The following is a 26,003-nucleotide window of genomic DNA, read 5'->3' on the forward strand; positions in this document are numbered from 1 at the left end:
GACGCGGAGCCTGTGGACGCGAAGCCCACCGACGCCAAGCCCGCGAACGCCGGTCCCGCCGGTGTCGAGCCCGAGGACGCGGAGCCCAGGGACGCGGAACCTGTGGACGCGGAGCCTGTGGACGCGAAGCCCACCGACGCCAAGCCCGCGAACGCCGGTCCCGCCGGTGTCGAGCCCGAGGACGCGGAGCCCAGGGACGCGAAGCCGAGGGACACGGAACCCGCGGACGCGAAGCCCACCCGCGCGCGGACCGTCCGCGCGGAGGCCGCCGGCCGTGGTGAAGCGGACGCGGGGCTCGGCCACGCCGCACCCGTCGGCACCGGTCACGCGGCCACCGCCGAGGAGGGACCGCGGGCATGACGCCTCGTCGGACGAGCCCTTCGCGGCGCAAGGCCCGCCGCATCGCCCTGGTGACGGCCGTGGTGCTGGCCCTGGCCGGCGCCAACGGCCCCTGGCTGTACCGCTTCGGCACGGAGAAGTACCACGCCTACGCGATCGACCGCCCCGAGTACAAGGCGGGCAACGGCCGCTGGGAGATCGTCGAGTTCCCCGAGGGGTACCGGCAGAACACCATCCACGCCGCCCTGCTCCGCACCGGCAAGGTGCTGCTGGTCGCCGGTTCCGGCAACGACCGGAGGAACTTCGACGCCAAGCGGTTCGACACCCGCGTGTGGGACCCGGTGAAGGGGACGATCAAGAAGGTCCCCACGCCCAGCGACCTGTTCTGCACCGGCCACACCCAGCTCGCCGACGGCAACCTGCTCGTCGCCGGCGGCACCCAGCGCTACGAGCGGCTGAAGGGCGACGTCACCAAGGCGGGCGGCCTGATGGTCGTCCACAACGAGAACCCCGACAAGCCGATGACCATCAAGGAGGGGACCCGCTTCACCGGGAAGAAGAACGGAAAGACCTTCGTCGCCCAGGACCCGGTGCTGGTCCCGCGGGCCACCAAGAAGTTCGACCCGGCGACCGGCAAGTTCCTCGGCAACGACGCCGGTCTGGGCCGCGTGTACGTCGAGGCGGCCCGGAACGGTGCCCGCTACCGGACCGGCGCCGAGGACAACTACCGCATCGAGGGTCTGAAGGGCGCGGACGCCCGCAACACCTACGGCATCGCGCAGAAGCTCGCGCTGGACAAGCGGGACTTCCAGGGGATCCGCGACGCCTACGAGTTCGACCCGGTGGCCGAGCGGTACATCAAGGTCGACCCGATGAACGAGGCGCGCTGGTACCCGACGCTCACCACGCTCTCCGACGGCAAGGTGCTGTCCGTCTCGGGCCTGGACGAGGTCGGCCAGCTGGTGCCGGGCAAGAACGAGGTGTACGACCCGCGGACCAGGAAGTGGTCGTACACCCGGAAGGAGCGTCAGTTCCCCACCTACCCGGCCCTGTTCCTCACACAGAGCGGCAAGGTCTTCTACTCGGGTTCCAACGCCGGGTACGGACCCGCGGACGTGGGCCGCGACCCGGGGATCTGGGACGTGGAGACCGACCGGTTCACCCGCATCCCCGGGATGAGCGACCCCGACCGGCTGGAGACCTCGGGCACCGTGCTGCTGCCGCCGGCGCAGGAGGAGAAGTACCTGGTGATCGGCGGCGGCGGCATCGGCGAGTCGCGCCGGTCGAGCGAGCGGACGCGGCTGGTCGACCTGAAGGCGAAGAAGCCGCGCTTCACCGACGGCCCGTCGCTCGGGCGCGGCACCCGGTACCCGCAGGCGTCGATCCTGCCGGACGACACCGTGCTGGTGTCGGGCGGCTCGCAGGACTACCGGGGGCGGTCCGGCTCCGACATCCTCGAGGCGCGCCTGTACGACCCGGAGAAGAACTCCTTCCGCCGCGTCGCCGACCCGCTGGTGGGCCGCAACTACCACTCCGGGTCGCTGCTGCTGCCCGACGGACGGGTGATGTTCTTCGGCTCCGACCCGCTCTACGCCGACCCGGCCAACTCCACACCGGGCGTGTTCGAGCAGCGCATCGAGATCTACACCCCGCCGTACCTGTTCCGCGGCGAGCGGCCGGTGGTGGAGGACGGGCCCGGGACCCTTCGCCGGGGCGGTGAAGCCACCTTCCGCACCCCGGACGCCGGCCGTCTCGCGACGGCGCGGCTGATCCGGCCCAGCGCCTCCACCCATGTCACGGACGTGGACCAGCGCTCGATCGCCCTCGGGCTGAGGAGGACGCCGGGCAGGGCGGGCAAGGCCGGTGCGGTGACGGTGACCGTTCCGGAGAACCGGAACCTGGTGCAGCCGGGCTGGTACATGCTCTTCCTCACCGACCGGGACGGGGTGCCCGCGACGGCACGGTGGGTGAAGGTCTCCTGAGCCCGCCCGGGTGGGTGGCGGTCCGGGTCACCGGACCGCCACCCGCGTACCTCGGCCCGACGCCTACGCCGCCGTCACCACCGCCGCCGCCGTCACCACCACGGCCGCCGTCGCCGCTTCCCGCACCGTCACCGGGAGGCCCGTGCGAGCTCCAGGGCGTACTCCGGCCACCACTCGCCGGCCTTGGGGCCGCCCTTGCAGGTGCCGTCGGACTCCCCGGGCCGCTTGGCCCACACGTAGGCGTCGACGAGCGGGTCGGCCGTCCGCGTCGTCGGCCTCTCGCCCAGCGCGCGGCCCGGCGGGTTGCACCACCGCTCGCCCGGGTCGCCCTCCTGGTAGGGCCCGTTGCCGTTGCGGCTGGTGTCGACGACGAAGTGCTTGCCGCCGATCTTCTCGGAGAGCGTCCTGCCGTAGGCGATGGAGTCCTCGGTGGAGTAGAAGTTGGAGACGTTGACGGCGAAGCCGTCGGCCTTCTCCACCCCGGCCCGCCGCAGCGGCTCCCAGATCTGCTCCGGCCGGCCCCAGCCCGCGTTCCCCGCGTCGACGTACACCCGGGTGTTCTTCAGCTGCTTCAGCCGGGCCACCGCCTCGCCGAGCAGCGCGTAGCGCTCCTCGTGGAACTCGGCTGGCGTGCACCCGTCGACCAGGTGCAGCACGGCGTCGGGCTCGAGGACGACCGTCGCCGGGCGGTCGCCGATGCCGCGGGTCACGCCTTCCAGCCAGGCCCGGTAGGCGTCGCCGTCCGCGGCGCCGCCGCCGCTGTAGTTGCCGCAGTCGCGGTGCGGGATGTTGTAGAGCACCAGCAGCGCCCTGCGGCCGTCCGCGACGGCGGCCTCGGTGAGCCCGCGGGCCTCGCCCTCAGGGTTCTCGGTGCCGATCCACTCCCCCACCGGCTGTTCCGCTATGCGCCGGATCGCCTCGGCCTCGGCCTCCCGGCCCTCCTGTTCGTAGGCATGGACCTGCCGGGCCGCGTTGCCGTCCGGGTTGACCCAGAACGGCGCCCCCTTCGCGGCCGGCGCGCCTCGCTCCCTGAGCTTCTGCTGCCGCTCCTCCTTGTCGTCGGAGCAGCCCACGGCGGTGAGCAGCAGTGCCGTGCCGAGCGCCGCCGCGCAGAGCCGTCTGCCGACCCCGGTCCGCCTGTTGACGTCCATCCGTTTCCCCCTCGCTGTCCCCCCTGGGCGCACTGTCGTCCTCATTCTCAGTCCTGACATTTCAGTTGTCACCCACGCGAATGCAACGTGTAGTGACAACACGGAAGTTCCGGATCATCGTCCACCCGATCCGGTGAGGTAGGCGGAGACCACCACGTTGGCGGTGTAGGCCCGCGCCGCCTCGTCCCAGGCCCCGGCGCAGGTGATCAGCCGCAGTTCCGCGCGACCCGGCCGGCGGGGGCCGTAGGCGATGCGGGCGTCGAAGCCGGCGCGGCGCAGGGTCCGCACCTCCTCCACGGTGAAGCGGGCCGCCCGGCCGTCGCTGCGGTAGACGTCGATCGCGTCGCCGGGCCGCAGATCGCCGAGCCGGTGGAAGACGGCGGCCCGGCTGCCGGTGTCCCGGTGGCCGGCCAGCAGGGCCGGGCCCGCGGCTCCGGGGGTGGGGCCCCGCTGCCACCAGCCGACCGCGCCCGCCATCTCCATGGGGGGAGTCCCGGGAGCCCCCGAGGGGTCGAGCGGCCGGGGCACCACCGGGGCGCTCAGCCCGAGCGAGGGCACGTCGATCCGCCGGGGCTCGGCCGCGGGCAGCGGCCGGCGGGCGGGGGGAAGCCGGACGCCCGGGCCGGGAGCGGCGGGCGGGGCGGCGTTCGCCGGGGGGTGCCGGCGCTGCTCGGCCGGCGGGTCGAGGTCGGTGATTTCCGCGGCCCAGACGAGGGTCGCCGCGAACAGCGTCAGCCAGGTCAGGGCGGGCAGCAGGCGGGAGCCGCGGGCCGTCATCGTCGCCCCGCACGTCGCCTCCGGGCGGTCCGGGCGGTCCGCGGCAGGAACACCACCACGGCGGCGGCCACCCCCGCCAGCACCACTCCGGTGACCGTCTGCGCGGCGCCCGGGGCGGCCGCCTCGGCCTCGGCCTCCGCACGGGCCCTCGCCTCGGCCTCCGCACGGGCGAGCCCGCCGCCGCCGGCCGGGACCGGGGCGGTCGGCGAGGCGGGGCGGCCCGGGACGACGGCGTCGCCGCGGGAGTCGGCGACCCGCACCTCGGTGAAGCGTTCGGGCACGCCGTCGCAGCGCACCCGGACCCGGTACGCGCCCGGCCGGACGCCGGTGCGGACGCGGGTCTCGCCGGTGAGCGCGCCGTCGGTCCCGGTGCCGGTCAGCCTGGCCTCGGCCACGAAGGCGTCGGACGCGGCGGTGCCGGTGCGGCCGCCGCAGCCGTTCACGGTCACCCGTACGTCGGTGCCGGGACGCGGCGCGACCGGGGCCACAGCCACGTCGCCGTCCCCCGTGAGGGAGGCGCCGGCCACCGGGGTGAGCGCGACGGCCACCGCGGCGCCCGCACAGCTGAGCGTCGTACGTAGTGCACCCATCACGAACCTCCCGTTACCAGGAGGCTCCCCCGGACCGCGCCGTCCCGCATCGGGGGCGGGCCGGGTATGCCACGAACGAACGGGTGCGCGCCGCCCGTTCGGAGCAGCGCGCGCCCGGCGGCGGCCTCAGACGAGGTCGACGATGTCCGCGATCGAGGCGACGACCTCCGAGGGGCGGAACGGGTAGTTCTCCACCTGGTCCTTGCCGGTCGAGCCGGTGAGCACCAGGAACGTGCGCAGCCCGGCCTCCATGCCGGCCAGCACGTCGGTGTCCATCCGGTCGCCGATCATCGCGGAGCTCTCCGAGTGCGCGCCGAGGCGGTTGAGGCCGGTGCGCATCATCAGCGGGTTGGGCTTGCCGGCGAAGTACGGCTGCTTGCCGGTGGCCCGGGTGATCAGCGCGGCCACCGAGCCGGTGGCGGGCAGCGGGCCCTCGGTGGAGGGGCCGGTCTCGTCGGGGTTGGTGGCGATGAACCGCGCGCCCGCGTTGATCAGCCGGACGGCCTTGGTCATCGCCTCGAAGGAGTAGGTGCGGGTCTCGCCGAGGACCACGTAGTCGGGGTCGTGGTCGGTGAGCACGTAGCCGATGTCGTGCAGCGCCGTGGTCAGGCCGGCCTCGCCGATCGCGTAGGCGGTGCCGCCGGGGCGCTGGTCGTCGAGGAACTGGGCGGTGGCCAGCGCGGACGTCCAGATGTTCTCCACCGGCACGTCCAGGCCCATCCTGCGCAGGCGGGCCTGGAGGTCGCGGGGCGTGTAGATGGAGTTGTTGGTGAGGACCAGGAACGGGCGGTCCTTGTCCTTCAGCCGCTTGATGAACTCCTCGGCACCGGGGATCGGGACGCCCTCATGGATCAGCACGCCGTCCATGTCCGTGAGCCACGACTCGATGGGCTTGCGCTCGGACATCCACAGCCTCCTGAACCTCTCCTGCCACCGGGGCCCCAGCCTATGCGCCCCCTGCCACCCCCAGCCAGGTCCCGGGGCCCTGTATTCCCCCCGGCCCGCACCTGTCCGACCTGCGGACACACCCCGTTCGGGCCGGGGACGTCCGCGGAGCCGTGCCCTCGCCCGGGGGCGGCCGGTGCGGAGGTCCTCGGAGGAGCCGGCAGGCGGGTCGCCCTCAGGAACGGCGGCGGCGGAGGGCCCAGGCCGCGGCGGCGGTGAGGGAGAGCGCGAGCGTGCCGGCGGCGAGCGGCGCCCAGGGGAAGGCGGGGTCGCGTTCGGCCGAGGGGCCGGCGGCCCCGCGCACGGGGGGCGCGGCCGCCGGGCTGATGCGGAACCGGTAGGGGTCCTCGGACCGCCCCACCCACTCCCCGTCCGCCCCGCCCCGCCCGGTGCGCCGCACCACGACCGCCTCCGCGGCCACCTCGTTGGCGCGGGCGTCGGACGCGACCGCCAGCAGCACCCGCACCCGCAGGGTCTGCCGGGCCTTCACCGTGAACCCCTCGAAGCCGCCCTTACGCCGCTTCCCGTCCTCGCCGAACACGCCCACCAGCTCGTCGCGTTCGGTGCCCTCGAAGTCGACCGCCCGGGGCCGCTCCCCGTCGAAGAAGAACAGGGCCGCCTGCGCGGGCAGCAGCGCACGCCGCTCGTCGGTGAGCACCACCACCGGGTGCAGCCCCGCGCACACCCGCGCCGACCGGTTCGTCAGCTCCAGCGTCCACGCCTGCGGCACGTCACCGGCCCGGTACACCCGCGGCCCCCGCAGCCGGGCCACCACCGGAAAGTCCCGCTTCCCCTTCCCCACCCCCTCGCGCCCCTGCCCCGCCGCGGGCGCCGCGAGGTCCCCGGCCGCCGCCGGGGCCACCCCCGCCGGCGCCGCCGAACCCACCGCGGCCGCGGCCAGAGCCACGGCAGCCGCCCACCGTCGCATGCCGGGTGAACTTCCCCGCACCCCGCCCGCGATCCCCGACACGCTGTCGCACCACTCGAACGGCCGCGGGGAACCCCCCGCCCGGACCAGCACGGGAACCCTCCGTGCCAGAGTGTTCGTATGACTACTGCACCGCTGCGTGTGGCCCTGGTCGGCTACGGCCTGGCCGGGTCCGTGTTCCACGCGCCGATGATCGCCGCCGCCGAGGGCCTGACCCTCGACACCGTGGTCACCTCCAACCCCGAGCGGGCCGCCCAGGCCCGCGCCGAGTACCCCGACGTGCGGATCGCCGCCTCGGCGGACGAACTGTGGCCCCGCGCCGGCGAGCTGGACCTGGTGGTCGTCGCCTCCCCCAACCGGACGCACGTCCCGCTGGCCACCGAGGCGCTGCGCCAGGGCCTCCACGTGGTCGTGGACAAGCCGGTCGCCGGCACCGCCGCCGAGGCCCGCGAACTGGCCGCGCTGGCCGAGGAGCGGGGCCTGCTGCTCTCCGTGTTCCAGAACCGCCGCTGGGACGGCGACTTCCTCACCCTGCGCAAGCTGCTCGACGACGGCGCGCTGGGCGAGGTCCAGCGGTTCGAGTCCCGCTTCGAGCGCTGGCGCCCCCGGCCCAAGGGCGGCTGGCGCGAGTCGGCCGACCCGGCGGAGCTCGGCGGGCTCCTGTACGACCTCGGCAGCCACGTCGTCGACCAGGCGCTGCACCTGTTCGGCCCGGCCGAGTCCGTCTACGCGGAGGTCGACACCCGCCGCCAGGGCGCGCAGGTCGACGACGACGTCTTCATCGCCGTCACCCACACCGGTGGCGTCCGCTCCCACCTGTACGCGTCGGCGACGACCGCGCAGCTCGGCCCGCGCTTCCGGGTCCTGGGCTCGAAGGCGGGTTACGTGAAGTACGGCCTGGACCCGCAGGAGAACGCCCTGCGCGAGGGCCTGCGCCCGGCCGCCGAGGGCGAGCGCTGGGGCCACGAGCCCAAGGAGCTGTGGGGCGCGATCGGCGCGGGCGAGTCCCCGCTGACGGGCGGCGGCGAGCCGGTGCCCACGCTGCCCGGCGACTACCCCTCGTACTACCGCGCGGTGGCCGCCGCGGTGAGCGGTGGCGGGCGCAACCCGGTGACCGCGCTGGAGGCGGCGGACGCGCTGGCGGTGCTGGAGGCGGCGGCGGGGTCCGCCCGTGACGGCGGGACGGTGAAGCCGGCATGACCAGGATGACTCCGGAACTCTCCCCCACCGTCGAGGAACTCGAGGCGCAGGAGCGCCGCCTGGTCCTCCCCCGCTTCAGCAACGAGGACGCCTGGGAGCTGGGCTCGCTGCTGGTGGCGCTGGCCCGGGAGCGGCAGGCCCCGGTCGCGGTCGACATCCACCGGGCCGGCCAGCAGCTCTTCCACGCGGCGCTGGAGGGGTCCGCGCCGGAGAACGACGCGTGGATCGACCGCAAGCGCCGCGTGGTGATGCGGTACGGGCACGCCTCCTTCCTGGTCGGCACCCGGTTCCGGGCCAAGGGCCAGAACTTCGACGAGTCCTCCCGCCTCGACCCGGACGTCTACGCGGCGCACGGCGGCTCGTTCCCGCTGCGGGTCGACGGGGTCGGCGTGATCGGCGCGGTCACCGTCTCCGGGCTCCCGCAGGCGCAGGACCACGCCCTGGTCGTCGAGGCACTGGAACGCTTCCTGGGCCTCACCCTCGACTGACCCGCCCCCGCACCGCACCCGGCGCCCGGCGCCCGGCAGGACCCTCACGGTGCTGCCGGGCGTCGCGTCAGGGCTCAGCTCGGGTGGGGTGAGGCGGGGCTGGTCGGGGCGACCGGGCAGACCGGCGGCGCCTGCACCCGCGTGTCCTGTGCGTCCCCGAGCGTCACCGCGGCGGTCAGCACCATCCCCGCCGCCGCGGCCGCCGCGGCGGTGACCGCCGCCGACCAGCGCCGCCACCGCAGATCCTGCTCGGTCACCAGGGGGAGCGGAACGCCCGCCGCCCCCGCCGCCGGGGCGACCCCGGTCACGGCCCCGCGCGCCGGCCCGGTCACCGCTCCGGCCTCCGTCCGGGGACGCGGCACCGGAAGCGGAGCCGGAACCGGGCCCGTGTCCGGGCCCGGCACGGCGGCCGCCGGTGCGAACGGGGCTCCGGCGCCGGCCGTGGCACCCTCCCCGGCACCCGCGGACGCCCTCGTCCCGGCGCCCACCGAGGCCGGGACCGGCTGCGGAGCCGGATGCGGGACCGGATGCGAAGCCGGGGACGCCGCCCCCGCGCTCCCGCCGCCGGAAGCACCGACCGGCCCCGCACCGGTGGCCGCCCCACGGCCTCCGGCCGGACCGAGGCCCGCGCCGGGCCCGGTCCCGGTACCGGTCCCGGTGCCGGTGCCGGTCCCCGCACCGATTCCCGCGTCGTCCCCCCGCGCCGCCGCGAGGAGTTCCAGCGCCTCCTCCAGCTCCGCGTCCCCGCGCTCCAGCACCGCGTGCAGCGCCCGGACGACGTCCGGGCGGGCCACGGTGGGCCGGGTGCGGTGCAGGTACCGCGAGAGCATCTCCTGACTGGTCTTCACTCCCCGCTCGCCCAGCTTCCGCGCCAGCGACGACTGCGTGGCCCGGCCCGGATCCTCCTGCCACCAACTCCGCAGGAGCGCCGCCAGCTTCAGCCGCGCCGCGCTCCCACCCTTCGCGAACTCCTCACAACTCCGGCCGGATTCCTCACGCATTTGATGCGCCTCCCCCACGCTTCCATGCATGATCGCTGGTCAGCCGCGTGCATAGAAGCCGATTTGTGCATGAATCAACTGACCCGCCGGAAGTATAGAACTGGCCGGATTTGCCGGGGCAGGGTTGAGACGTCCAACCCACCCGGTCGAGCGTCTTCGGCCGGGTGAAACCACCGTCGTCAGCGATCCACGACGCGACCACGACGGCAGTCGAAAGGACCCGCATCCGTGCGTAACGCCACCGAGCAGCTCGCCCCGGCCACCGAGGCCGCCTCCTCCGCCACGCCGGCCCGCCGGCGCAAGGGGGCCGTCGCCGCCCTCCTCGCCACCGCCCTGGCCGGCGGCCTGATGGCCTTCGCCCCGGTCGCCTCCGCCGCCCCCACCGCGGCCGACTCCGTCGCCTCGCGGCCCGGTGAGCGCCTCAGCGACCGCCAGGCGGACCGCATCCTCGACCGTGCGGGCGTGCGCCGTGTCTCGCCGGGCGACTGCCACAACGTCAACCGCTCCCGCTGCACCAGTTACCAGGGCATCCAGGAGGACACCGTCCGCGGCCTGGTGAAGCTCAAGCGCGACAGCCGCTGCAACGTGGTCGTCGTCAACGGCACCGAGGTCGGCAACGACTGGGACAACCGCCGCGGGCGCTACACCCACGCGAACGGCTACAAGGTCGACCTGCGTGAGAACCGCTGCCTGGACAGGTACATCCGCGACACCGCGGACCGCGTCCGCGGCTCGCGCGGCGACGTCGTCTACCGCGACAGCCACCGCGGCCGCGCGTACGTCCAGTACGAGTTCGAGCGCGGTGTCCTGGACGTCACCTACTTCTGACGTCCACCGATCGGCAGGCGCCCGGACCCGACCCGGGTACGGCTCCCCGCCCGGGCGCCTGCTCCGGACCGCTCCGCCCCTCACACCCACGCCACCCGGCGGCTCCCTGCGGCCGCCGGGTGGCGTGCGAGCGGCGGGCCTGCGCCTGCTCCACCGTGACGCTGCCGACACCGTGACCCCACTCCCCCCACCGCGTCGGACCCCGGCGCTACCGTGAGGACATGCGTCCCGACATGCCTGCAGAGAACGCCGTCGACCACACCGAAGAAGCGGCCCGCCTGGAGCGCGCCGCCGCTCTCTACCCGGCGGACGCCGAGGCCCTGCTGCTGCGGGCCGCCGCGCACCGCGAGCTGGCCGGTGACCGGCCCGCGGCCACCGCCCTGTACGACCGGCTGCTCGCCGCGCCCGCCGAGCTGGACGACCCGCAGCTGGTCCGCGCGCTGAAGGCGTCCAACCTGTGGCGGTACGACCACGTCGCGGAGGCCCGCGCGATCATCGACGGCGTGCGGGCGGCGGCGCCCCGGACGCCGGAGGCGTGGGTGGTCGTCGCGGAGGCCCTGGAGACCCACGACGAGCTGGCGCTGGCCGAGGAGACGTTCACCGACGGGGCCCGGCTGCTGATCGGCGACTCGCAGGAGCCCACGTCGGCGACCCGCCCGCTCCTCTACGGCCGGCACCGGGTGCGCCGCATGCTCGGCGCCGACCACGACGCCTGGGACTCGCTGGCCGACCGCCTGCACGACTCCTCCTCGGCCGTCCGCCTCGACGAGCTGCACGACCCCAAGCGGGTCTGGTCCCTCGGCTCCTCCGACCCGGGCGAGCTGTCCGCGGAGATCGCCCGCCTGCGGGCCGAGCTCGGAGCCTTCCGCCGCGAGATCTCCCGCCCGTTCCCGGTGGCGGTCCTGCACTGGCCGGAGCGGGAGCTGGAGGAACTGCTGGCCGCCTACCCGGGGCTGTCGGCGGAGTACCCCTCGCACGCCGAGCACGTCGCCGCGATAGAGGCCAGCCTGCGCGAGCTCGCCGCCTCCGGCACCCCCAACCTGGGCATCGTCTCCGGCACGGTCCCCTCCTACGAGGCCTTCGCCGCCTCGGAGGCCGCCTCCCCCGAGGACGCCACCCTGCTCCCGCAGTACGCCACCACCCTCGCCGCCCGGGGCCGGGCCCTGCCCTGGCCGCCGGAGCCCACCGCCGCGTGCTGGTGCGGGTCGGGAAGCCAGTACCACGCCTGCCACGGCCGGCGCTCGTGACAGACCTAAAACATCCATAATCTCGTCACACAATATTCACGGACGTAGACTTCCCCCCTCGCTCCACCCGTACGACCGAGGGGGGAAATCCTCATGCGCAAGTCCACCGTGGGCGCGGCCCTGCTGGCCGCCGTCTCCACCGTCAGCCTGGGCGTTCTGACCGCCGCCCCGGCGCAGGCCGCCGAGTACACGTCCGCGCTCAAGATCCGGGGCGTCCAGTACGACGCGCCGGGCACCGACCGCAACAGCTGCACGTCGGGCAACACCAGCCAGGAGTACCTGACGCTGAAGAACTACTCGAAGACCGCGACGATCAACCTGCGGGGTTACGTCGTGGAGGACGCGGCCGGCAACTCGTTCACCTTCACCGCGTCCCACTCGCTTCAGCCCGGTGACTACATCCGCCTGCGCGGCGGCAACGGCTCGGACTCCGACGCCAAGAACGTGGTCTACCGCGACAACTGCAACTTCCTGTGGAACAACGACCGGGACACCATCTACCTCTACAAGCCGTCCGGGTCGGGCTCGGACACCCACGCGTACAGCAAGTCCGCGAACGACCGCGACGGCAACGGGTACATCGGCTTCCACGGCTGATCACCGCTTCCCGCCACCGCACCTGCGCGCGGGCGCGCTCCCTTCGGGGCGCGCCCGTCACGGGACCACCCGCAGCCGCTCCGGCCAGCCGAGCGCGTCGAGCCTGCGGAAGAGGTCCTTGATGTCCTCCGGCCGCAGCTTCACGCATCCGTCGGAGAGGTAGTCGGCCTCGCCGTCCCAGCGGCGCGGCTCGGTGTCCCCCTGGCTGCCGTCGCGGTGCATCTCGGAGTGGACGAACATGCCGGTCCGCGTCACCTCGCCCCCGGCGCACCTCATGTCGCCCAGCTGGATCCCGTAGCCGCGGACCTTGCCGCCCTTGAACCGCCGGTCCTTGAGCACGATGCGCCACTGTCCGTCCGGCAGCCACCCCCGCCCGGCGGCACAGTCGTCGGTGCTCCCGTCGCCGGAGCCCGCCCGGTAGCGGGCCTGCCGCTCACCGCCGCGGCGCAGGGTCAGGGTGGACCGGTCCGGGTGCTGCGGATTCTTGTCGAACACCAGGGTCACCTCGGGCCGCGCCGCGATCGAGGCCCCCGCCGTCCCCAGCACCCCCGCCGCCACGGCCAGGGCGACCGCCGCCCCGCACGCGCCCCGCGCCCACCACGTTCTCGTCGCCCACCACGTTCTGGTCGCCGCCACCGCGCTCCCGCCTTCCACCCGTTCGGTCCGGCCGGCCGTCCGGCCTTCCGTCGGCAGCATCGACAGCGCGGGGCGGGCCGGGGAAGCCCTGGCCGACAGCAGCCACCCGAACGGCAGGAGCGCACCCTGGTCGCGCGCCCCCCGCGCCCGCGGCGAGCCCTTCGGTTCCGCCGGTCCGGGCACGCCGAGACGCCGGCCTTTCCCCGAGAGGTGCGGTACGGGGAAGGCCGGCGCTTCAGCGTTCAGGACAAGGAGGGGTCACCGCTCAACGGCGGCTCCCACCACGGCCGTAGTGGGCCGCGTCCACGAACTCGCCCCGCGCGTTCCGGAGGGTGGCCGTCTCGCCGTGGTTGTCCCACACGTAGTTGTGGCGGCCCTGGTAGACATGGCCGCGGCCGTCGTAGCCACGTCCGCTGTGCACGAGGACCGACTGACGGGGCGCCAGACGCACGTTGCCCCTGAAGGTGTAGACGTTGTGGTCCTGGTCCCGCAGGGTCCACCCCCGCAGGCTGACGCTGTGACGGCCCTTGTTCGTCACCTGGACCCACTCGCCGTTCAGGGAGCGGTTCGACCGGGTCTCCGGGCCGGGCGAGTCGGCCTGGACGGCGGTGATCTCGACCGAGCCACGGCGGTCACGGTCGCCGTGATGGTGGTCCGCGGAGGCCGGCAGGGCCGTCGCGCCGATGGCGGAGCCGGCGACGAGAGCGGCGGCGATGAAGCGCTTGATGGGAGACATGCGGTCCCTTTCGTGCGGCCCCGACCGGCCCACGTGGGCAGTGGGCCGGCTGAGGCGATGTGCAGGTCCCGGCGGGCTGCCGAGGGGTCGAACTCTGCCGCCGCCGACCCGGCGAAAGGGATGCGAATCAGGCGCTGTTACGAATCACGGACATTGGCGTTACTTCCCTATATGCCGCTCAATGTCACTCACTCGGGTGCAACCCACGGTTAACTTCCATATGCACCCATCCCGGTATTCGGGGCCGGGAGCACCGTCCGCGTCCAAACCTCCCCTCTCCAGAACTCCTTCACATCTCGCCCCGGGGCCGTTACGCATCCGCCACGCCCTGTCGAACGTTCATGCCGGTCAATGCCGTCGGGCGAACATCTGCGCGCCACCACGCCTCGCCGCGACCCCTGGACGCACACCGACACACTCAGCCGTCCCAGACCTCCGAGCGTGGGTTGACCCATGCCGTGGACGTCACCCTCCACCGCCTCGCCCCGAACACCGCGCCCGCCGCCAGCCCGACCGTCAGCCGCAGGAACGTCCCTCGCGTCATCAGCACTGTCCTTCCAGGTGAGGGCCCCTCCGGATCGATCAACAGGGCCCGTTCCCCGCAGGATCAGCACGGCTCGGCGCCCCGCACATACCTCTCTCCGTCCGTTCACCCGGACGGCCGGAGCCCACCTCCTTCGCGCGCCGCCTCTCGGCCCCGTCCTCTCCGGCGAACGCGCCGCGTGAGCCCCGCGCGGGAGGTGTCCAGGAAAGCGGATGCGCTGCCACCCGACCGTATAGGTAGACTGACCTACCTAATTAAGGAAGGAAGGGCCGGATGGGCGAGAGCACCGGACCGGTGGAGGCGGCACGTCCCGGCAGGCGGCGCGGAGCCGCCCGGGAACGGTTGCTGGCCGCGGCGGCCCGCCGTTTCTACGCGGACGGCGTGGCGGCGACCGGCATCGACACGATCACCGCCGAGGCGGGCGTGGCGAAGATGAGCCTGTACAACAACTTCTCCTCCAAGTCCGACCTGGTGATGGCCTACCTCGACGCCCGGCACGAGGAGTGGCTCGGTCTCTACCGGCGGCGGCTGGAGGCGGCCCACGACGCGCGCGGCCGGGTCCTCGCGGTCTTCGACGCCTACGCCGACCATGCCGCCTTCGCCTACGACCGGGGCTTCCGCGGCTGCGGCCTGCTGAACGCGGCCGCCGAGCTGCCCGCCGGGGACGAGGGCCGGGAGGTGGTGCGCCGGCACAAGGAGGAGGTCGAGGGCCTGCTCGCCGGGCATCTCGACGCGTTGCTCCCCGGTCGTCCGGAGCGGGCGCGGGCGACGGCGGAACATCTTTCCTTCCTGCTGGAGGGCGCGATGGCCCGGGCCGGCCTGGAAGGCGCCGGCACCCGGCTGGAGCGGGCCCGGGCGATGGCCTCCGACCTGCTGGACCGGCTGTGAGGCGGCCCGGCGGCCGCGCGGACGGCCCCTCGGAGGGCTTGCGGCAGGGCGTCGGGCGCTCGGCGGGCGTCGGGGCCGTGTGCGTCCTGCTGGCCTCGGTGCTGTGGGGCACCACCGGCACCGCCGCCACCTTCGCCCCGGCGGTGGGACCGCTGGCGATCGGCGCCGTCGCGATGGGCCTGGGCGGCCTGCTCCAGGCGCTCGTCGCCGCGCCTCGCATCCGCCGGGAGTCCGCGGACCTGCGCCGTCACCGGGGGGTGGTGCTGCTCGGGGCGCTCTCGGTCGGGGCCTACCCGCTGGCCTTCTACACCTCCATGCACCTGGCCGGGGTCGCCGTCGGCACCGTGGTGTCGATCGGTTCCGCCCCGCTCGCCTCGGCCCTGGTCGAACGTGTCGCGGACGGCCGCCGCCTGACCCGTCGTTGGACGGCCGCGGCCGCGCTGGGCCTGTCCGGCACGGTCCTGCTCTGCGCCGTCCAGGCCGCCGGTTCCGGTCCCGGCCGCGCGGGGGCGGGTTCCACCGGGGCGACGGTGCTCGGCATCGGTCTCGGCCTGGCCGCCGGTCTCACCTACGCCCTGTACTCCTGGGCCGCCCACCGCCTGATCAGCCGCGGCGTCACCTCGGGCGCGGCCATGGGCGCCGTCTTCGGCCTGGGCGGGCTGCTGCTGATGCCGGTCCTGCTGGCCACCGGCGCCCCGCTGCTGGCCTCCTGGTCCAACGCCGCCGTCGGCACGTACATGGCGCTGGTGCCCATGTTCCTGGGCTACGTCCTCTTCGGCCGGGGTCTCTCCCATGTGCCGGCGAGCACCGCGACCACGCTCTCGCTCCTGGAGCCCGCGGTCGCGGCGCTGCTGGCCGTCCTGGTGGTCGGCGAACGCCTGCCGGCACCGGGCTGGACCGGCATCCTCCTGGTCGTCGCCTGCCTCGCCGTCCTGACCACACCGGCGCGCGCCCCGCGTGGACGCCGGACCGCCCCGGCCGGCCCCGTGGCGGCCGTCGACGCGGAGGATCCGGTCACCGTTCCAGGACCGGGCGGGGGCGTCGGCTCGCGCGGGTGAAGCGGGCTCGTCCCGGGCCGGACGACCGGTTCAGGCGGCCCCGCCGTCGCCGAGCAGGGGTGCGAGCGCCGTGCGCAGGTCGGCGACCCGACGATGGTGCAGCGCGGTCATCCCGGTCTCCCGGGCGGCCAGCACGTGGGCCTCCGTGTCGTCGACGAACAGGCAGCGCCCGACCGGCACGCCGAGTCGCTCGGCGGCATGGCGGACGACGCGCGGGTCGGGCTTCGCCACCCCGATCCGCGCGGTGTTGACCACCACGTCGGCGAGGCCGTCGAGTCCCTGCCGCTCCAGGTCCCGCTCCAGCCGGGTGGTCGCGTTGGTGACCAGGGCGACGGCGGCGACCTCGCGGACCCGCCGGAGCAGGGCGACGACGTCCTCGTCGACCACCGGCAGAACGGCCGACCAGTCCGCGACCAAGGCCTCGGCCCTGCGCCTGGACCCGTGACGCGCGGCGAGGTCGTCGGTGACGGCCGCACGCCACTGCTCGTCGGTGACCTCGCCGGTGACGGCGGGGTGCAGCCGGGCCGGGGCGAAGGCCGCGGCGGCCAGGGCGCCGACGGGAAGGCCGTTGGCCAGCTCCAGGGCGTCGGCGGACGGCCAGTGGCGTATGACGCCGTCGAGGTCGCAGAGCACGGCGTCGAAGGGGCGCGGGCGCGCGGAAGTCGTGGACATGCCGCGCATTCTCGTGCAGTGAGAGGCGCGCTCACCCCTCCGCGTCGGAGGTCGGCGTCTTCGCGCAGCCGTCACGCGCCCGGGGGCTCGCCCCTCGTCACCCTGTCGTCGACCCGTCGTCGCCCGGTCCTGACGGGCCTGCCGGGGACGAGGGCCGGGAAGGGCTCAGGTCGGTGGCGTCACGGGCACACCGGTGGTCCGGTCGCACCTCGGGATGGGTCCGATGGGTGAACGGTGGGCGCGACACGGGGCCGGCGGCGGCTCCGGACGGCTTGCGGCTGGTGCCATGGGTCCACCGGACGCGAAAACCCGCCCGACCGTTCCGCGTCCGGGGACCGATCCCTGAGGAGGAACCATGCGCGTTCGCCGCGCCACCGCCACCGTTCTGGCCGCCTTCGCCATCGCCGCCGCCGGCCTCGGCGCCGGGACGGCCGTCGCCCACGACGACGACGACCACTCGCCGAACATCTTCTCCGGCACCCAGTGGACCTCCGAGGAGGGCAACTACGGCACCGCCAACGCCGGTCACGACGACTGACGGTTCCGGCTGCTCCGCAGGTCCTGCCTGTCTGTTCGACCGTTCTGCCGTGACGTCGCCGACGATGCCGACGTCGCGTCTTCTCCGCCCCGCACCCCCGCGGGCCCCGCGTCCGGCGACGCGACGGCCCCGGGGGTGCGGCGCGTTCCCGCAGGCCCTGTGACGACGGAGGTGTATCCGCAGGTCAGGAGCGTGCGTGTCACCCGTTCCGCCCAGCGCGGATGCCGCCGTCCGGGGGCGGCCGGAGGATGGAGCCACCTCGACCGCCTCCCAGGAAGCGAGCGTGCCCATGTCCCCCACGCAGCCCAGCGAGCGCACCGTGCGGCTGACGGCCCGTCGGACCGCCGTGATCGCCGCCGCCACCCTCACCGTCGGAGCCACCGCCGCCGCCCTCTGGCCCTCCGACCCGGCCGCGGCCGCCGCCCGCACCGCTCCGGCCTGCGTGCAGCCCTACGTCAACCCGACCCACGAGGGGTTCGACGTCGACCTCGCCAACGAGTGCGGGAGCGCGATGCGGGTCAGGGTCGTGGTGGACGACTCCGGCGACAGCCCTTGCTACGCGCTGGCGCCGGGGGCTTCCGTGATCTACGCGCACGAGTCGATCACCGGCGCCTACGAGCGCACGGTCACCTGCTGACCGGGCCGGCGGGCGGGTCGCCCGGACGGCCCCGCGGACGTGCGGGGGGCGGCGCGCGCTGGTGGGATCGTCACGTCGGCCCCGCGCCGTCCAGGCGGCCAGAGCCGAGCGGGGCCGACACTCCCGTCCCCTGGCGCGCCACGGGCCTCGGGCGCCGCGGAACCGGGGTACGGCCCGCCCGGGTCAGGACGCCGAGGTCGGCGACTTCTCCGAGCGGTCCTGCTGCCGCGGCAGCTCGACGGACCCGGCGGGTCCCGCGCCGTCCGCCAGGACCGGTACCGGCGGCACGTAGTTCTTGTACGCCTCCGGCACGATCACGCCGGCGTTGCTGTCCGCGCCGGGGGCCAGCTCGGCCATGACCCGGTCGAAGTCCTTCGTGGAGAGCCAGAACTTGTACATGATCAGCAGCTCGAAGGAGAGCATCAGCGCCGCCGCCACGGCCGTGGTCCACAGGAGCTGACCGATCAGCGGGCCCACGATGAAGACGAACATCTGGAACTCGATGCCGCTGACCAGGTGCGGCCGGACCCGGCGGTCCACCAGCGCCCGGCGGACCCGGGTGTACCAGGGGAACTTGGCGTGGAATCCGGTGTGGAGATCGATGACCTGTCGGTTGTTCGCGCCGAGCACCCCGGCCCGCAGTTCCGCGGCGCGTGCCTCCGACTCGTTCTCCCCCTCGGCCTCGCCCTCGCGGAGCAGGTCCTCCATGAAGACGACGTTCTCGTCCGAGGCGGCCCCGGGGCCGACGGCCGCGGCGGCGGCCAGCGTGTCGGCGACGTCCTCGCCCAGCTCCGCCGCGGCGAGAGCGGACGCGGCGGCCTCGGCACGGGCCTCGGCGGCGCGGCGCGCCTTCAGCGTCTTCCTGATCTTGCCGCGCATCCCGGCGCGCATCTTGTAGATCTGCAGCGCGTCCAGGTACCGGAGGCTGTCCAGGAAGACCACGAGCAGTCCCGCGGCAAGGTACATGCCCTCACCGGTGTGCAGGTACTGACCGCCCATCAGGCCGAAGGCGCAGGCCAGCACGCGGATGCGGTCGAAGACGTAGTCCAGCCAGCCGCCGAACAGCGATCCGTTGTTCTTCAGCCGTGCCAGCTTCCCGTCGATGCAGTCGAGCACGAAGCTGAAGTGGTAGACGACCGCGCCGACGACCAGCAGGACCGGGTCCGCGGTCAGGAAGAGCCCGGCCGACGCCAGACCGAGGACAAGGGCGGCCCAGGTCACCCCGTTGGGGGTGATGAACCGGAACTTCGCCATGACCAGCAGCAGGCGGGTGGCCAGCGGGTCGACGAGGAACACCGTCCACCAGGCGTCCCTCTTCTTACAGGTGAGATGCTGCACGGCTTTCAGCGAAAGTTGGCTCATAACTCCTCGTCACACGGGACGTCTCAACAAATGCGCGTCGCTCCGTCGGCGACCCGACGATCACCCCGACCGAGAAGGCGAAATCAAGATCACGCCTCGTGGGGAATTCGGACTGTAGCAATCCACGACGCGCCGGCCACCCGAACTTCACCTTCCGTATGGGCGGGGTTTGTCACAGACATCGCCCTACAACCTTGCGCCTTCTCAGCCGTCCTTGTCACTGAATGATGAAATCCCGTCACAAGCGGATGGGGCCGTACAACCTTTTTCTCTCTCAGTTGTCCCACCAGTCGCACACGCCGCGGATATCGATTTGATTTCGGCGTACAACCTTCCCTTTTCTCAGCCGTCCTTGTTCCTGTGCGCCGGCGTCCGGGCCTTTGGTTACGGCTCCGTGGAGGAAATGCGCGGTGCCGGGCAGAGTTTCCGGGCGTGAATGCCGTGGCGCACCATCGTCGGGTGAGCAGCCACTGGATGTCCTCCGAGCAGGCGGCCGCGGCCCTGCGGGTGCGGCTGTCGACGCTGTACGCCTACGTGTCGCGCGGGTTGATCGCAAGCCCTCTTCGTGGCCGCCCTCGACGGCACTCCCTTAGCCCTGGCCGACGGCCACTGCACCGTCCTGGCCCTCCCCTGACCCGGCCGCCTCATCCCCCGGGCGTGCGTGCGGTGTCCGCGCCGCCGGAGGCCCGGTAGACGTCCGCCAGGGCGGTGACCGTCCGGACCATGCGGGCCCGCAGGTCAGGGGGCGACACGACTTCGGCCCCGGCGCCGAGCCGCAGCAGCACCCCGACGGCGTTGTCGGCCGACTCGACGGGGACGACGACCCGGACACGGCCGTCGGGGTCCGGCGGACCGGCGCTGTCGCGTGCGGCACGGGCCACCGCCGGCTCCACCAGGTCCGGCAACCGATCCAGGACCGCCGGCGTCAGCAGGAGCACCGCCTCACCGTGGCGGCGCCGGGCGTCGAAGTCGTCCAGCGACGCCTGCCAGTGCGCGGCCAGGTCGAAGCCGGCGGGCCGCTCGAAGTGGCCGGGCAGCACCTGCGCGCGGAGGATCTGGGACACCCGGTACGTCCGGGCCGCCCGGATGTCCCGGTCCGCCTCCCGCCCCGTGGCGCCCTGCTCACCACCGTCCTCCCCACCGCCCTCCGCACCGTCTTCGGCGCTCCTCTCGGCGCTCCCTTCCGTGCTCCCCCCCGGCGCGGCTCGCCACCAGGTACCAGCGGCCCGACTTGAGCACCAACCCGTACGGCTCCAGCGTCCGGCCGACCTCCTGCGGGGCCTGCCACCGCCGGTAGCGGATCCGCAGCCGTCGCTGTCGCCACACCGCGTCGGTGACCGCGGCCAGGTGCGGCGTGGGCTCCGCCTCGGCGTACCAGCCGGCGGTGTCCAGATGGAACCGTTGCCGTATCCCGTCGGCGCGCTCCCGCAGTTCCTCGGGCAGCGCGGCGTCCAGCTTGAGCCGGGCGGTGGCCAGCACGGCTCCGAGCCCCATGTCCGCCGCCGGACCCGGCAGGCCGGCCAGGGTCAGGGCCTCCGCCTCCTCACCGGTCAGTCCGGTGAGCCGGGTCCGGTAACCGTCCACCAGCCGGTACCCGCCGTCGTGTCCGGCCTCGCCGTAGACCGGGACCCCGGCCGCGGCGAGCGCCTCCATGTCGCGGTACACCGTGCGGAGGGACACCTCCAGCGCGTCCGCCAGCTGCTGGGCGGTCATCCGGCCTCGGGTCTGGAGCAGCAACAGCACGGACAGCAGTCGACTCGCACGCATGGACGGAAGTCTGCCGGGCTCTCCTGACAGTGGGTGTCAGTGAAGTGGGACTAGCTTGCCGATCACTCACCGCACGGGGCCCCGGCACGTGCACCGGGCCCCGTCGCACCGCACCGCGCACCAGCGACGCGACGTCGCGCCGCACCACGGAGGATGGACAGGCACATGGCCGCTCACACCGCCGCCCGCAAGCCCGGCATCGGCGACTTCGACTTCCTGGTCGGCACCTGGGACGTGACCAACCGGCGACTGCTCTCCCCGCTGACCGGCAGCGACGAGTGGGAGGAGTTCCCGGCCACGACGGTGTGCCACGGCATCGCCTTCGCCGGGGCCGCCAACGTCGACGAGATCACCTTCCCGACGAAGGGCTTCAGCGGCCTGACACTGCGCCTCTTCGACCCGGTCGGCGAGCAGTGGTCGCTGAACTGGGCGAACAGCTCGACCGGGCGGCTGTTCCCTCCCGTCGTCGGCCGGTTCGACAGCGAGGGTCGTGGCGAGTTCCACGGTGACGACCACCACGAGGGCACCCCGGTCGTCTGCCGTTTCCTCTGGTCGGGCGTCACCGCCGTGTCGGCCCGCTGGGAGCAGGCGTTCTCGGCCGACGGCGGCCGAACCTGGGAGACCAACTGGACCATGGACTTCCGTCGCCGACCGGACGCGGAAGCCGTCTGATCCCGGTCGGCGTGAACCCCGGTCGGCGTGAACCCCGGGCGGCCGTCACGCTCCGGCCGGAACCTCCGAACGGTCACGGACGACGATCTTGCCGACGTTGCGGCCGTGCAGCATGCCCAGGAACGCGTCCACGAGGTGCTCGAACCCGTCGACCACCGTCTCGTCCGGCACGAGCCGGCCGCTCCGCAGATGCGGCACCGCGAAGTCGTGCAACTCCTGCTGCATGTCCCGGTAGTTGCGGACGAGGAAGCCCTCGATGCGGAGGCTCTTCTCCACGACGTCCTCGTGCACCAACAGCGGCGGCGGCGCGTCGGGGGTGTTGTACCGGCTGATCGTGCCGACCCGCACGATCCGCCCGAACTCCCGCAAGCCCCCGACGGCGGCAGCCAGTTGCTCGCCGCCGACGTTGTCGACGAACACGTCGATCCCGTCCGGGGCGACCTTGCCGAGCAGGTCGGCGGCGGGCCCGTCGTGGTAGTCGAAGGCGGCGTCGTAGCCGACCTCGCGCACCAGGTGGTCCACCTTCGCCGCCGAGCCCGCGCTGCCGACGATCCGCCCCGCGCCGAGCAGCCGGGCGAACCGGCCGGTGGCCGTGCCGACCCCGCCCGCGGCGCCCGACACGAAGAGGTCCTCGCCCTGCTGGAGCCGGGCGATGCGGGTCAGGCCCACGTAGGCGGTCAGGCCGGTGCCGCCCAGGATGCTCAGGTGCACGCTCGGCGGTACGCCGTCGACGCGGGGCAGCCGCCGGGTCTCCTCTGGCGTGACCACGGCGTGCGTGCGCCACCCCTGCCGGTGGAGCACGATCTCCCCCTCGGCCAGCGCGGGCGTCCGCGAGGCCACGACCCGTCCTACGGTGCGGCCCTCCAGCGGAACGCCGAGGCCGAAGCCGCCGGGCAGGTCGTCCATCATTTCGCGGTGGTAGGGGTCGACGGACCAGTAGAGGTTCCGCACCAGGGCTCTGCCGGGCGCGGGTTCGGGGATCGGGGACTCGACGAAGGCGAAGTCCGCGGCCGTGGGGAACCCGTGGGGGTGGGCGGTCTGGTGGACGGTCACCGCGACGTCCGGGTCGGTACCGGTACCGGTGCTGGTCCTGGTCCCGGTCCTGGTCCCCGTCGCCGCCGCCCTGTCGTTGGCGTCGCGGCCGTTGGCGTCGCGGCCGTGGTTGTCGTGGTCTTGGTTGTCGTGGTCTTGGTTGTCGTTCATGCGCGGACCGTAGGACGGGAATGCGGCCGCCCGGCAGCCTGTGGGGCTCATGGGGGCGTACCGTCCCATGAGCAGTTCTCATGGAACGAGGTGAGCGACCTGTGACCCCCACACCCGAGGCCCGCGCGGCGGCCGGTTCCGACCTCGCGCCGCACGAGCTGCGCATCCTGGTGGCGGTGGCGGACACCGGTGGCTTCTCGGCGGCTGCCGTCGCGCTGGGTCTGACCCAGTCCGCCGTCTCCCACTCGGTCCGCGGCAGCGAACGGAAGGTCGGCGCCGTCCTCTTCGACCGTGACCGCACCGGCGCCCGCCCCACGCCGGCGGGCGAGAGGGCCGTCGCCCACGCCCGTCGCGTCCTGCGCCTGCTGGACGTCCTGGTCACCGAGGCGCGCGCCGCGGCGGGCACGGGGGCAGGGCCGGACGGTCCGGTGGGGCCGCTGCGCATCGCCGCCTTCCGCAGCGCGGCGCTCCACCTGCTGCCGCCCGTCCTGCGACGGCTGCGCGACCGGCACCCCGGGATCGAGGCACGGGTGCGGATCGTCCGCGAGGTGGGGGCGGGCACGGCCGGCGAAGTGGCGGCCGGGCGTGCGGACGTGGGGATCGCCACCCTGGGCGGCAGTACTCCGCCGCCCTCCGGGCTCACCACGGCCGTGCTCTTCAGCGAGCCGTACTCCTTGGTGCACCCGGCGGGCCACTCCGCCCCGCGGTCGCTCCCGTTGGTCGACTGGGCCGAGAACTGCGGCTCGTACACGCGCGGTTGGTGGGCCTCGCAGGACTGGATCCCTGCGGCGACCGTCGAGGCCGAGGACGACGGAGCAGTGCTCTCACTGGTGAGCAGTGGTCACGGTATGGCGGTCATGCCCGCACTGTCCCTGACCGGAGCACCGCACTCGGTCGGGATCACCGCTCTCGGTTCCGACCGCCCCTTCCGGCAGGTCGGTTACGTGACCACACCCGAACTGGCCGGCACGGCCACGGTCCGCGCCCTGGTGAGGGAACTGCGGGGCACGATCCCCCCGGGCTGCGACCGCCCGTAACCGGCCGCGCCCGCCGCACCGGACCCGGTCACGGCGGTCGCGGTCACGGCTGACGCAGGCGGAGTCGCGGCCTCAGGCGTCGCGCCGCCCGAGGGCTCCCTCGATGAGCGCGACGGCCGCCCGCGGGTCCTCCACCTCGACCACCAGGCGGTCGTACGACTCCTCGTCCGCGAGCTCGACGACGACCGTCTTCTCGGGGTTCTTCACGTCCCAGAACACCCACTCCCCGTCACGGCGGAAGCGCCCGGCCGTGATGACGCCGGGGAAGTACGTGCCGCCGACCCGGACACCCTTCGGCTCGTGCGCGATCCCGGGGTCATGGGTGGCGCCCCGCACGTGGGCGAGGGGGATCTCCAGGCGGCTCTTGAGCGCCCAGAGCTTGTCGAGACCCTGCATCTCCGCGATCAGCAGGTTTCTCTCACGGTCGATGGAGAGCAAGGCCATGTCAGTACTCCTTGGGGTCGGCCGGCCGGGCCCGCAGGCGCAGACGGGCACCGAGAACGGTGGAGGCGAGCTGGGCGGCGGCGTCACCGTGGCTGGGACGCAGCGCGTCCTCCAGTGCGGTGACGCCTTCCTCGACGAGCGCGGCCACCTCGGGATCGTGGGGGGCGCGTTCGGCGGCGGCGAGGAGCAGGAAGCCGGCGGCGGGGCCGTCGTCGAACGTGGCGACGGCCCTCTCCAGCGCCTGCTCGGGATCGGTGATCGCGGCGACGGCCTCGACGGCCGGCCGGACCTCGCCCTCGAGGTGGGCGCGCAGGGCGGTCAGGTGCAGGCTCCGCTTGGAGCCGAACACCTTGTACAGGCTGCCCCTGTGGACGCCGGTGGCGGTGACGAGGTCGTCGACCGAGGTGCCCTCGAAGCCGTGGGCGGCGAAGAGGACCGCCGCGGCGGCGACGGCCTGGTCGGTGTCGAAGGCACGAGGTCTTCCCATGCCGATGATCGTACGAGATATGAGAACGATCAGTCAAGAACGACCGTTCTTATACGGACACCAGCCGCGGCCCGCGCCTCAGGGGTGCAGCACGAGCTTCCCCACGTGCCCCCTGCGGGCCAGCTCCTCCTGCGCCGTCGCGGCCTGCTCCAGCGGGAACGCACCGGCGATCACGGGCTCGACCTCGCCCCTGCGGGCCATCTCCATGAGCTGGTCGAACAGCCTCGGCGTGTGCATCGCCGAACCGATCACCTGCGCGTTGTGCAGGTACAGGCGGCGCACGTCGAAGACCACGTCGTAGCCGCCGAGCGCCCCGGCCACCACCCACCGACCCCCTTCACGCAGCCACGGCAGCCCGTCGCCCAGCAGGTCGCCGGCCACCACGTCGAGCGCCACGTCGACGCCCTCCGGTGCGAGCGCGCGCACCTGCTCTGCGATGTCCTGTGCCCGGTCGACGACGTCGTGCGCGCCGGCCCGGCGTACCGCGTCGAACTTGTACACGCTGCTGAGGGCGAGCACCCGCGCGCCGCGGGCCCGCGCGATCTGCACCAGGGCCAGTCCGACGCCGCCGGACGCCCCCGACACCAGGGCGGTCTCCCCCTTCCGCAGCCGGCCCCGCTCGACCATGCCGAGCGCCGTGCCGTAGGCGGTCGGCAGGGCGGCGAGCTGGTCGTCGGTGAGCGGGGAGGCGGTCACGTCGTGCGCCCGCTCCGCCGGTGCGGTCACGTACTCGGCGTAGCCGCCGTCGCGTTCGCTGCCCATCAGACCCACCGGGTTGGCGTCGGGCCCTTCGGTCTCGTAGACGGCCGGGTCCACCACCACCCGGCGTCCGACCACTGCCTCGTCCACGCCCGGGCCGACCGCCACGACCCGTCCGGCGACGTCGGCGCCCTGGATGCGGGGGAAGTCGATCGGGCCCCGCCAGCCCGACAGCGCCCGTGGATCCCCAGGACGGCCGTACGCGCCGTCCCGGGTCCACAGGTCCGTGTTGTTCAGCGCCACCGCCGCGACCTGGACCAGCACCTCCCCGGCACGCGGCACGGGCACGGCCACCTCCGTGGCCTCCAGTACCTCCGGCCCTCCGTGCCGCGTGATCCGCACCGCGCGCATGGTCCCGGGCACCACCATGGATCGACCTCTCGCGAACTCTCGACGCACCGGCCGGCCGCCGTCCAGGCGACGCCACCGGCCTCCGACCCACCCCGCGTACCGCGCCACGGGCCCCGGAAACAACCCTCGCCGACCGACA

At 73.9% G+C, this 26,003-nt stretch carries 27 protein-coding genes and 2 pseudogenes; 13 read left to right on the plus strand and 16 right to left on the minus strand.

The window, feature by feature from the left end; translation table 11 throughout:
• Together ABT026_RS12120 and glxA are read left to right on the plus strand one after the other, a co-directional pair.
• Positions 1–360: pseudogene (locus tag ABT026_RS12120) on the plus strand (hypothetical protein); the annotation flags it as partial.
• Complete coding sequence (gene glxA, locus ABT026_RS12125) at positions 357–2,321, plus strand: radical copper oxidase GlxA (protein WP_351114100.1); 1,965 nt, start codon at positions 357–359, stop codon at positions 2,319–2,321. The pseudogene ABT026_RS12120 and the gene glxA, both read left to right, overlap by 4 nt.
• Before the next feature lie 128 nt (positions 2,322–2,449).
• On the opposite strand, the gene ABT026_RS12130 is transcribed toward glxA, so the two are convergent.
• The 5 genes from ABT026_RS12130 to ABT026_RS12150 all read right to left on the minus strand — a co-directional run bounded on the left by ABT026_RS12130 (position 2,450) and on the right by ABT026_RS12150 (position 6,691).
• Positions 2,450–3,472, minus strand: a complete 1,023-nt coding sequence (locus ABT026_RS12130; RefSeq protein WP_351114102.1) for a glycoside hydrolase family 6 protein — start codon at positions 3,470–3,472, stop codon at positions 2,450–2,452.
• 114 nt (positions 3,473–3,586) lie between these two features.
• Complete coding sequence (locus ABT026_RS12135) at positions 3,587–4,249, minus strand: class F sortase (RefSeq protein WP_351114103.1); 663 nt, start codon at positions 4,247–4,249, stop codon at positions 3,587–3,589.
• Positions 4,246–4,839, minus strand: a complete 594-nt coding sequence (locus ABT026_RS12140; RefSeq protein ID WP_351114105.1) for a hypothetical protein — start codon at positions 4,837–4,839, stop codon at positions 4,246–4,248. The genes ABT026_RS12135 and ABT026_RS12140 overlap by 4 nt, the downstream gene beginning before the upstream one ends.
• 126 nt (positions 4,840–4,965) lie before the next feature.
• The gene (locus tag ABT026_RS12145; RefSeq protein WP_351114107.1) at positions 4,966–5,745 is read right to left on the minus strand and encodes an HAD-IIA family hydrolase; all 780 of its coding nucleotides are present in this window, start codon (positions 5,743–5,745) and stop codon (positions 4,966–4,968) included.
• A 214-nt stretch (positions 5,746–5,959) separates the two neighbouring features.
• Positions 5,960–6,691 (minus strand): hypothetical protein, encoded by a 732-nt coding sequence (locus tag ABT026_RS12150; protein WP_351114108.1) that lies wholly within the window; start codon positions 6,689–6,691, stop codon positions 5,960–5,962.
• A 141-nt stretch (positions 6,692–6,832) separates the two neighbouring features.
• Between ABT026_RS12150 and ABT026_RS12155 the strand changes: the two genes are divergently transcribed.
• Together ABT026_RS12155 and ABT026_RS12160 are read left to right on the plus strand one after the other, a co-directional pair.
• Positions 6,833–7,912 (plus strand): Gfo/Idh/MocA family protein, encoded by a 1,080-nt coding sequence (locus ABT026_RS12155; protein ID WP_351114109.1) that lies wholly within the window; start codon positions 6,833–6,835, stop codon positions 7,910–7,912.
• Entirely contained in the window at positions 7,909–8,400 is a 492-nt protein-coding gene (locus ABT026_RS12160; protein WP_351114110.1) for a heme-degrading domain-containing protein, read from the plus strand. The genes ABT026_RS12155 and ABT026_RS12160 overlap by 4 nt, the downstream gene beginning before the upstream one ends.
• 74 nt (positions 8,401–8,474) lie before the next feature.
• Here ABT026_RS12160 and ABT026_RS12165 read toward each other — a convergent pair whose 3' ends face one another.
• The gene (locus ABT026_RS12165; protein ID WP_351114112.1) at positions 8,475–9,401 is read right to left on the minus strand and encodes a hypothetical protein; all 927 of its coding nucleotides are present in this window, start codon (positions 9,399–9,401) and stop codon (positions 8,475–8,477) included.
• 228 nt (positions 9,402–9,629) lie between these two features.
• Here ABT026_RS12165 and ABT026_RS12170 point away from each other — a divergent pair, with 228 nt between their 5' ends.
• The 3 genes from ABT026_RS12170 (at position 9,630) to ABT026_RS12180 (ending at position 12,073) form a co-directional block, all read left to right on the plus strand.
• Complete coding sequence (locus ABT026_RS12170; RefSeq protein ID WP_351114113.1) at positions 9,630–10,229, plus strand: hypothetical protein; 600 nt, start codon at positions 9,630–9,632, stop codon at positions 10,227–10,229.
• A gap of 221 nt (positions 10,230–10,450) precedes the next feature.
• The gene (locus ABT026_RS12175; protein ID WP_351114114.1) at positions 10,451–11,476 is read left to right on the plus strand and encodes an SEC-C domain-containing protein; all 1,026 of its coding nucleotides are present in this window, start codon (positions 10,451–10,453) and stop codon (positions 11,474–11,476) included.
• A gap of 93 nt (positions 11,477–11,569) precedes the next feature.
• On the plus strand, positions 11,570–12,073 hold the full coding sequence (locus ABT026_RS12180) for a lamin tail domain-containing protein (RefSeq protein WP_351114115.1): 504 nt from the start codon (positions 11,570–11,572) through the stop codon (positions 12,071–12,073).
• A gap of 57 nt (positions 12,074–12,130) precedes the next feature.
• On the opposite strand, the gene ABT026_RS12185 is transcribed toward ABT026_RS12180, so the two are convergent.
• The 3 genes from ABT026_RS12185 to ABT026_RS12195 form a co-directional block, all read right to left on the minus strand.
• The gene (locus ABT026_RS12185) at positions 12,131–12,709 is read right to left on the minus strand and encodes a L,D-transpeptidase family protein (RefSeq protein ID WP_351114117.1); all 579 of its coding nucleotides are present in this window, start codon (positions 12,707–12,709) and stop codon (positions 12,131–12,133) included.
• 265 nt (positions 12,710–12,974) lie between these two features.
• The gene (locus ABT026_RS12190; RefSeq protein WP_351114118.1) at positions 12,975–13,445 is read right to left on the minus strand and encodes a lamin tail domain-containing protein; all 471 of its coding nucleotides are present in this window, start codon (positions 13,443–13,445) and stop codon (positions 12,975–12,977) included.
• Between the two features lie 418 nt (positions 13,446–13,863).
• The gene (locus tag ABT026_RS12195) at positions 13,864–13,989 is read right to left on the minus strand and encodes a hypothetical protein (RefSeq protein ID WP_351114119.1); all 126 of its coding nucleotides are present in this window, start codon (positions 13,987–13,989) and stop codon (positions 13,864–13,866) included.
• 273 nt (positions 13,990–14,262) lie between these two features.
• Between ABT026_RS12195 and ABT026_RS12200 the strand changes: the two genes are divergently transcribed.
• Positions 14,263–14,877 (plus strand): TetR/AcrR family transcriptional regulator, encoded by a 615-nt coding sequence (locus ABT026_RS12200; protein WP_351114120.1) that lies wholly within the window; start codon positions 14,263–14,265, stop codon positions 14,875–14,877.
• 38 nt (positions 14,878–14,915) lie between these two features.
• Positions 14,916–15,935 carry a DMT family transporter gene (locus ABT026_RS12205; protein ID WP_351114274.1) on the plus strand — a complete coding sequence of 340 codons (1,020 nt, stop codon included), beginning with the start codon at positions 14,916–14,918 and terminating at the stop codon, positions 15,933–15,935.
• Positions 15,936–15,965: 30 nt separating this feature from the next.
• On the opposite strand, the gene ABT026_RS12210 is transcribed toward ABT026_RS12205, so the two are convergent.
• On the minus strand, positions 15,966–16,607 hold the full coding sequence (locus tag ABT026_RS12210; protein WP_351114121.1) for an HAD-IA family hydrolase: 642 nt from the start codon (positions 16,605–16,607) through the stop codon (positions 15,966–15,968).
• Positions 16,608–16,962: 355 nt separating this feature from the next.
• On the opposite strand from ABT026_RS12210, the gene ABT026_RS12215 reads away from it, so the two are divergent.
• On the plus strand, positions 16,963–17,145 hold the full coding sequence (locus tag ABT026_RS12215) for a hypothetical protein (RefSeq protein WP_351114122.1): 183 nt from the start codon (positions 16,963–16,965) through the stop codon (positions 17,143–17,145).
• Between the two features lie 289 nt (positions 17,146–17,434).
• The gene (locus ABT026_RS12220; RefSeq protein WP_351114123.1) at positions 17,435–17,782 is read left to right on the plus strand and encodes an alpha-amylase inhibitor; all 348 of its coding nucleotides are present in this window, start codon (positions 17,435–17,437) and stop codon (positions 17,780–17,782) included.
• A gap of 183 nt (positions 17,783–17,965) precedes the next feature.
• Here the strand turns inward: ABT026_RS12220 and ABT026_RS12225 are convergent, their stop codons facing one another.
• Both ABT026_RS12225 and ABT026_RS32150 read right to left on the minus strand, forming a co-directional pair.
• Positions 17,966–19,144: a CDP-alcohol phosphatidyltransferase family protein gene (locus tag ABT026_RS12225; RefSeq protein WP_351114124.1), complete on the minus strand. Its 1,179-nt coding sequence runs from the start codon at positions 19,142–19,144 to the stop codon at positions 17,966–17,968.
• Between the two features lie 644 nt (positions 19,145–19,788).
• Positions 19,789–20,911, minus strand: a pseudogene (locus ABT026_RS32150) (helix-turn-helix transcriptional regulator).
• Between the two features lie 165 nt (positions 20,912–21,076).
• Here ABT026_RS32150 and ABT026_RS12240 point away from each other — a divergent pair.
• Entirely contained in the window at positions 21,077–21,583 is a 507-nt protein-coding gene (locus tag ABT026_RS12240) for a hypothetical protein (protein WP_351114126.1), read from the plus strand.
• Between the two features lie 45 nt (positions 21,584–21,628).
• Here the strand turns inward: ABT026_RS12240 and ABT026_RS12245 are convergent, their stop codons facing one another.
• Complete coding sequence (locus tag ABT026_RS12245) at positions 21,629–22,786, minus strand: NADP-dependent oxidoreductase (protein WP_351114127.1); 1,158 nt, start codon at positions 22,784–22,786, stop codon at positions 21,629–21,631.
• An 80-nt stretch (positions 22,787–22,866) separates the two neighbouring features.
• On the opposite strand from ABT026_RS12245, the gene ABT026_RS12250 reads away from it, so the two are divergent.
• The gene (locus tag ABT026_RS12250) at positions 22,867–23,823 is read left to right on the plus strand and encodes a LysR family transcriptional regulator (protein ID WP_502967958.1); all 957 of its coding nucleotides are present in this window, start codon (positions 22,867–22,869) and stop codon (positions 23,821–23,823) included.
• Between the two features lie 72 nt (positions 23,824–23,895).
• On the opposite strand, the gene ABT026_RS12255 is transcribed toward ABT026_RS12250, so the two are convergent.
• From ABT026_RS12255 to ABT026_RS12265, 3 genes are all read right to left on the minus strand, one after another.
• Positions 23,896–24,267: a hypothetical protein gene (locus ABT026_RS12255; protein ID WP_351114129.1), complete on the minus strand. Its 372-nt coding sequence runs from the start codon at positions 24,265–24,267 to the stop codon at positions 23,896–23,898.
• Position 24,268: 1 nt separating this feature from the next.
• Complete coding sequence (locus ABT026_RS12260; RefSeq protein ID WP_351114130.1) at positions 24,269–24,754, minus strand: TetR/AcrR family transcriptional regulator; 486 nt, start codon at positions 24,752–24,754, stop codon at positions 24,269–24,271.
• 78 nt (positions 24,755–24,832) lie between these two features.
• Positions 24,833–25,882, minus strand: a complete 1,050-nt coding sequence (locus ABT026_RS12265; protein WP_351114131.1) for a zinc-binding dehydrogenase — start codon at positions 25,880–25,882, stop codon at positions 24,833–24,835.
• Positions 25,883–26,003 lie beyond the last annotated feature (121 nt).

It is taken from the genome of Streptomyces sp. NPDC002734, assembly GCF_040295685.1.
Lineage (GTDB): Bacteria > Actinomycetota > Actinomycetes > Streptomycetales > Streptomycetaceae > Streptomyces.

Excerpts from the sequence above, each read along its gene's own strand:
- ABT026_RS12200 (WP_351114120.1), top strand. The coding sequence starts at position 14,263 with ATGGGCGAGAGCACCGGACCGGTGGAGGCGGCACGTCCCGGCAGGCGG.
- ABT026_RS12135 (WP_351114103.1), bottom strand. The coding sequence starts at position 4,249 with ATGACGGCCCGCGGCTCCCGCCTGCTGCCCGCCCTGACCTGGCTGACG.
- ABT026_RS12155 (WP_351114109.1), top strand. The coding sequence starts at position 6,833 with ATGACTACTGCACCGCTGCGTGTGGCCCTGGTCGGCTACGGCCTGGCC.
- ABT026_RS12265 (WP_351114131.1), bottom strand. The coding sequence starts at position 25,882 with ATGGTGGTGCCCGGGACCATGCGCGCGGTGCGGATCACGCGGCACGGA.
- ABT026_RS12130 (WP_351114102.1), bottom strand. The coding sequence starts at position 3,472 with ATGGACGTCAACAGGCGGACCGGGGTCGGCAGACGGCTCTGCGCGGCG.
- ABT026_RS12245 (WP_351114127.1), bottom strand. The coding sequence starts at position 22,786 with ATGAACGACAACCAAGACCACGACAACCAAGACCACGACAACCACGGC.
- ABT026_RS12215 (WP_351114122.1), top strand. The coding sequence starts at position 16,963 with ATGCGCGTTCGCCGCGCCACCGCCACCGTTCTGGCCGCCTTCGCCATC.
- ABT026_RS12180 (WP_351114115.1), top strand. The coding sequence starts at position 11,570 with ATGCGCAAGTCCACCGTGGGCGCGGCCCTGCTGGCCGCCGTCTCCACC.
- ABT026_RS12195 (WP_351114119.1), bottom strand. The coding sequence starts at position 13,989 with ATGACGCGAGGGACGTTCCTGCGGCTGACGGTCGGGCTGGCGGCGGGC.
- ABT026_RS12165 (WP_351114112.1), bottom strand. The coding sequence starts at position 9,401 with ATGCGTGAGGAATCCGGCCGGAGTTGTGAGGAGTTCGCGAAGGGTGGG.
- ABT026_RS12225 (WP_351114124.1), bottom strand. The coding sequence starts at position 19,144 with ATGAGCCAACTTTCGCTGAAAGCCGTGCAGCATCTCACCTGTAAGAAG.
- ABT026_RS12255 (WP_351114129.1), bottom strand. The coding sequence starts at position 24,267 with ATGGCCTTGCTCTCCATCGACCGTGAGAGAAACCTGCTGATCGCGGAG.
- ABT026_RS12210 (WP_351114121.1), bottom strand. The coding sequence starts at position 16,607 with ATGTCCACGACTTCCGCGCGCCCGCGCCCCTTCGACGCCGTGCTCTGC.
- ABT026_RS12190 (WP_351114118.1), bottom strand. The coding sequence starts at position 13,445 with ATGTCTCCCATCAAGCGCTTCATCGCCGCCGCTCTCGTCGCCGGCTCC.
- ABT026_RS12160 (WP_351114110.1), top strand. The coding sequence starts at position 7,909 with ATGACCAGGATGACTCCGGAACTCTCCCCCACCGTCGAGGAACTCGAG.
- ABT026_RS12145 (WP_351114107.1), bottom strand. The coding sequence starts at position 5,745 with ATGTCCGAGCGCAAGCCCATCGAGTCGTGGCTCACGGACATGGACGGC.
- glxA (WP_351114100.1), top strand. The coding sequence starts at position 357 with ATGACGCCTCGTCGGACGAGCCCTTCGCGGCGCAAGGCCCGCCGCATC.
- ABT026_RS12240 (WP_351114126.1), top strand. The coding sequence starts at position 21,077 with ATGGCCGCTCACACCGCCGCCCGCAAGCCCGGCATCGGCGACTTCGAC.
- ABT026_RS12140 (WP_351114105.1), bottom strand. The coding sequence starts at position 4,839 with ATGGGTGCACTACGTACGACGCTCAGCTGTGCGGGCGCCGCGGTGGCC.
- ABT026_RS12220 (WP_351114123.1), top strand. The coding sequence starts at position 17,435 with ATGTCCCCCACGCAGCCCAGCGAGCGCACCGTGCGGCTGACGGCCCGT.
- ABT026_RS12260 (WP_351114130.1), bottom strand. The coding sequence starts at position 24,754 with ATGGGAAGACCTCGTGCCTTCGACACCGACCAGGCCGTCGCCGCCGCG.
- ABT026_RS12250 (WP_502967958.1), top strand. The coding sequence starts at position 22,867 with ATGGAACGAGGTGAGCGACCTGTGACCCCCACACCCGAGGCCCGCGCG.
- ABT026_RS12175 (WP_351114114.1), top strand. The coding sequence starts at position 10,451 with ATGCGTCCCGACATGCCTGCAGAGAACGCCGTCGACCACACCGAAGAA.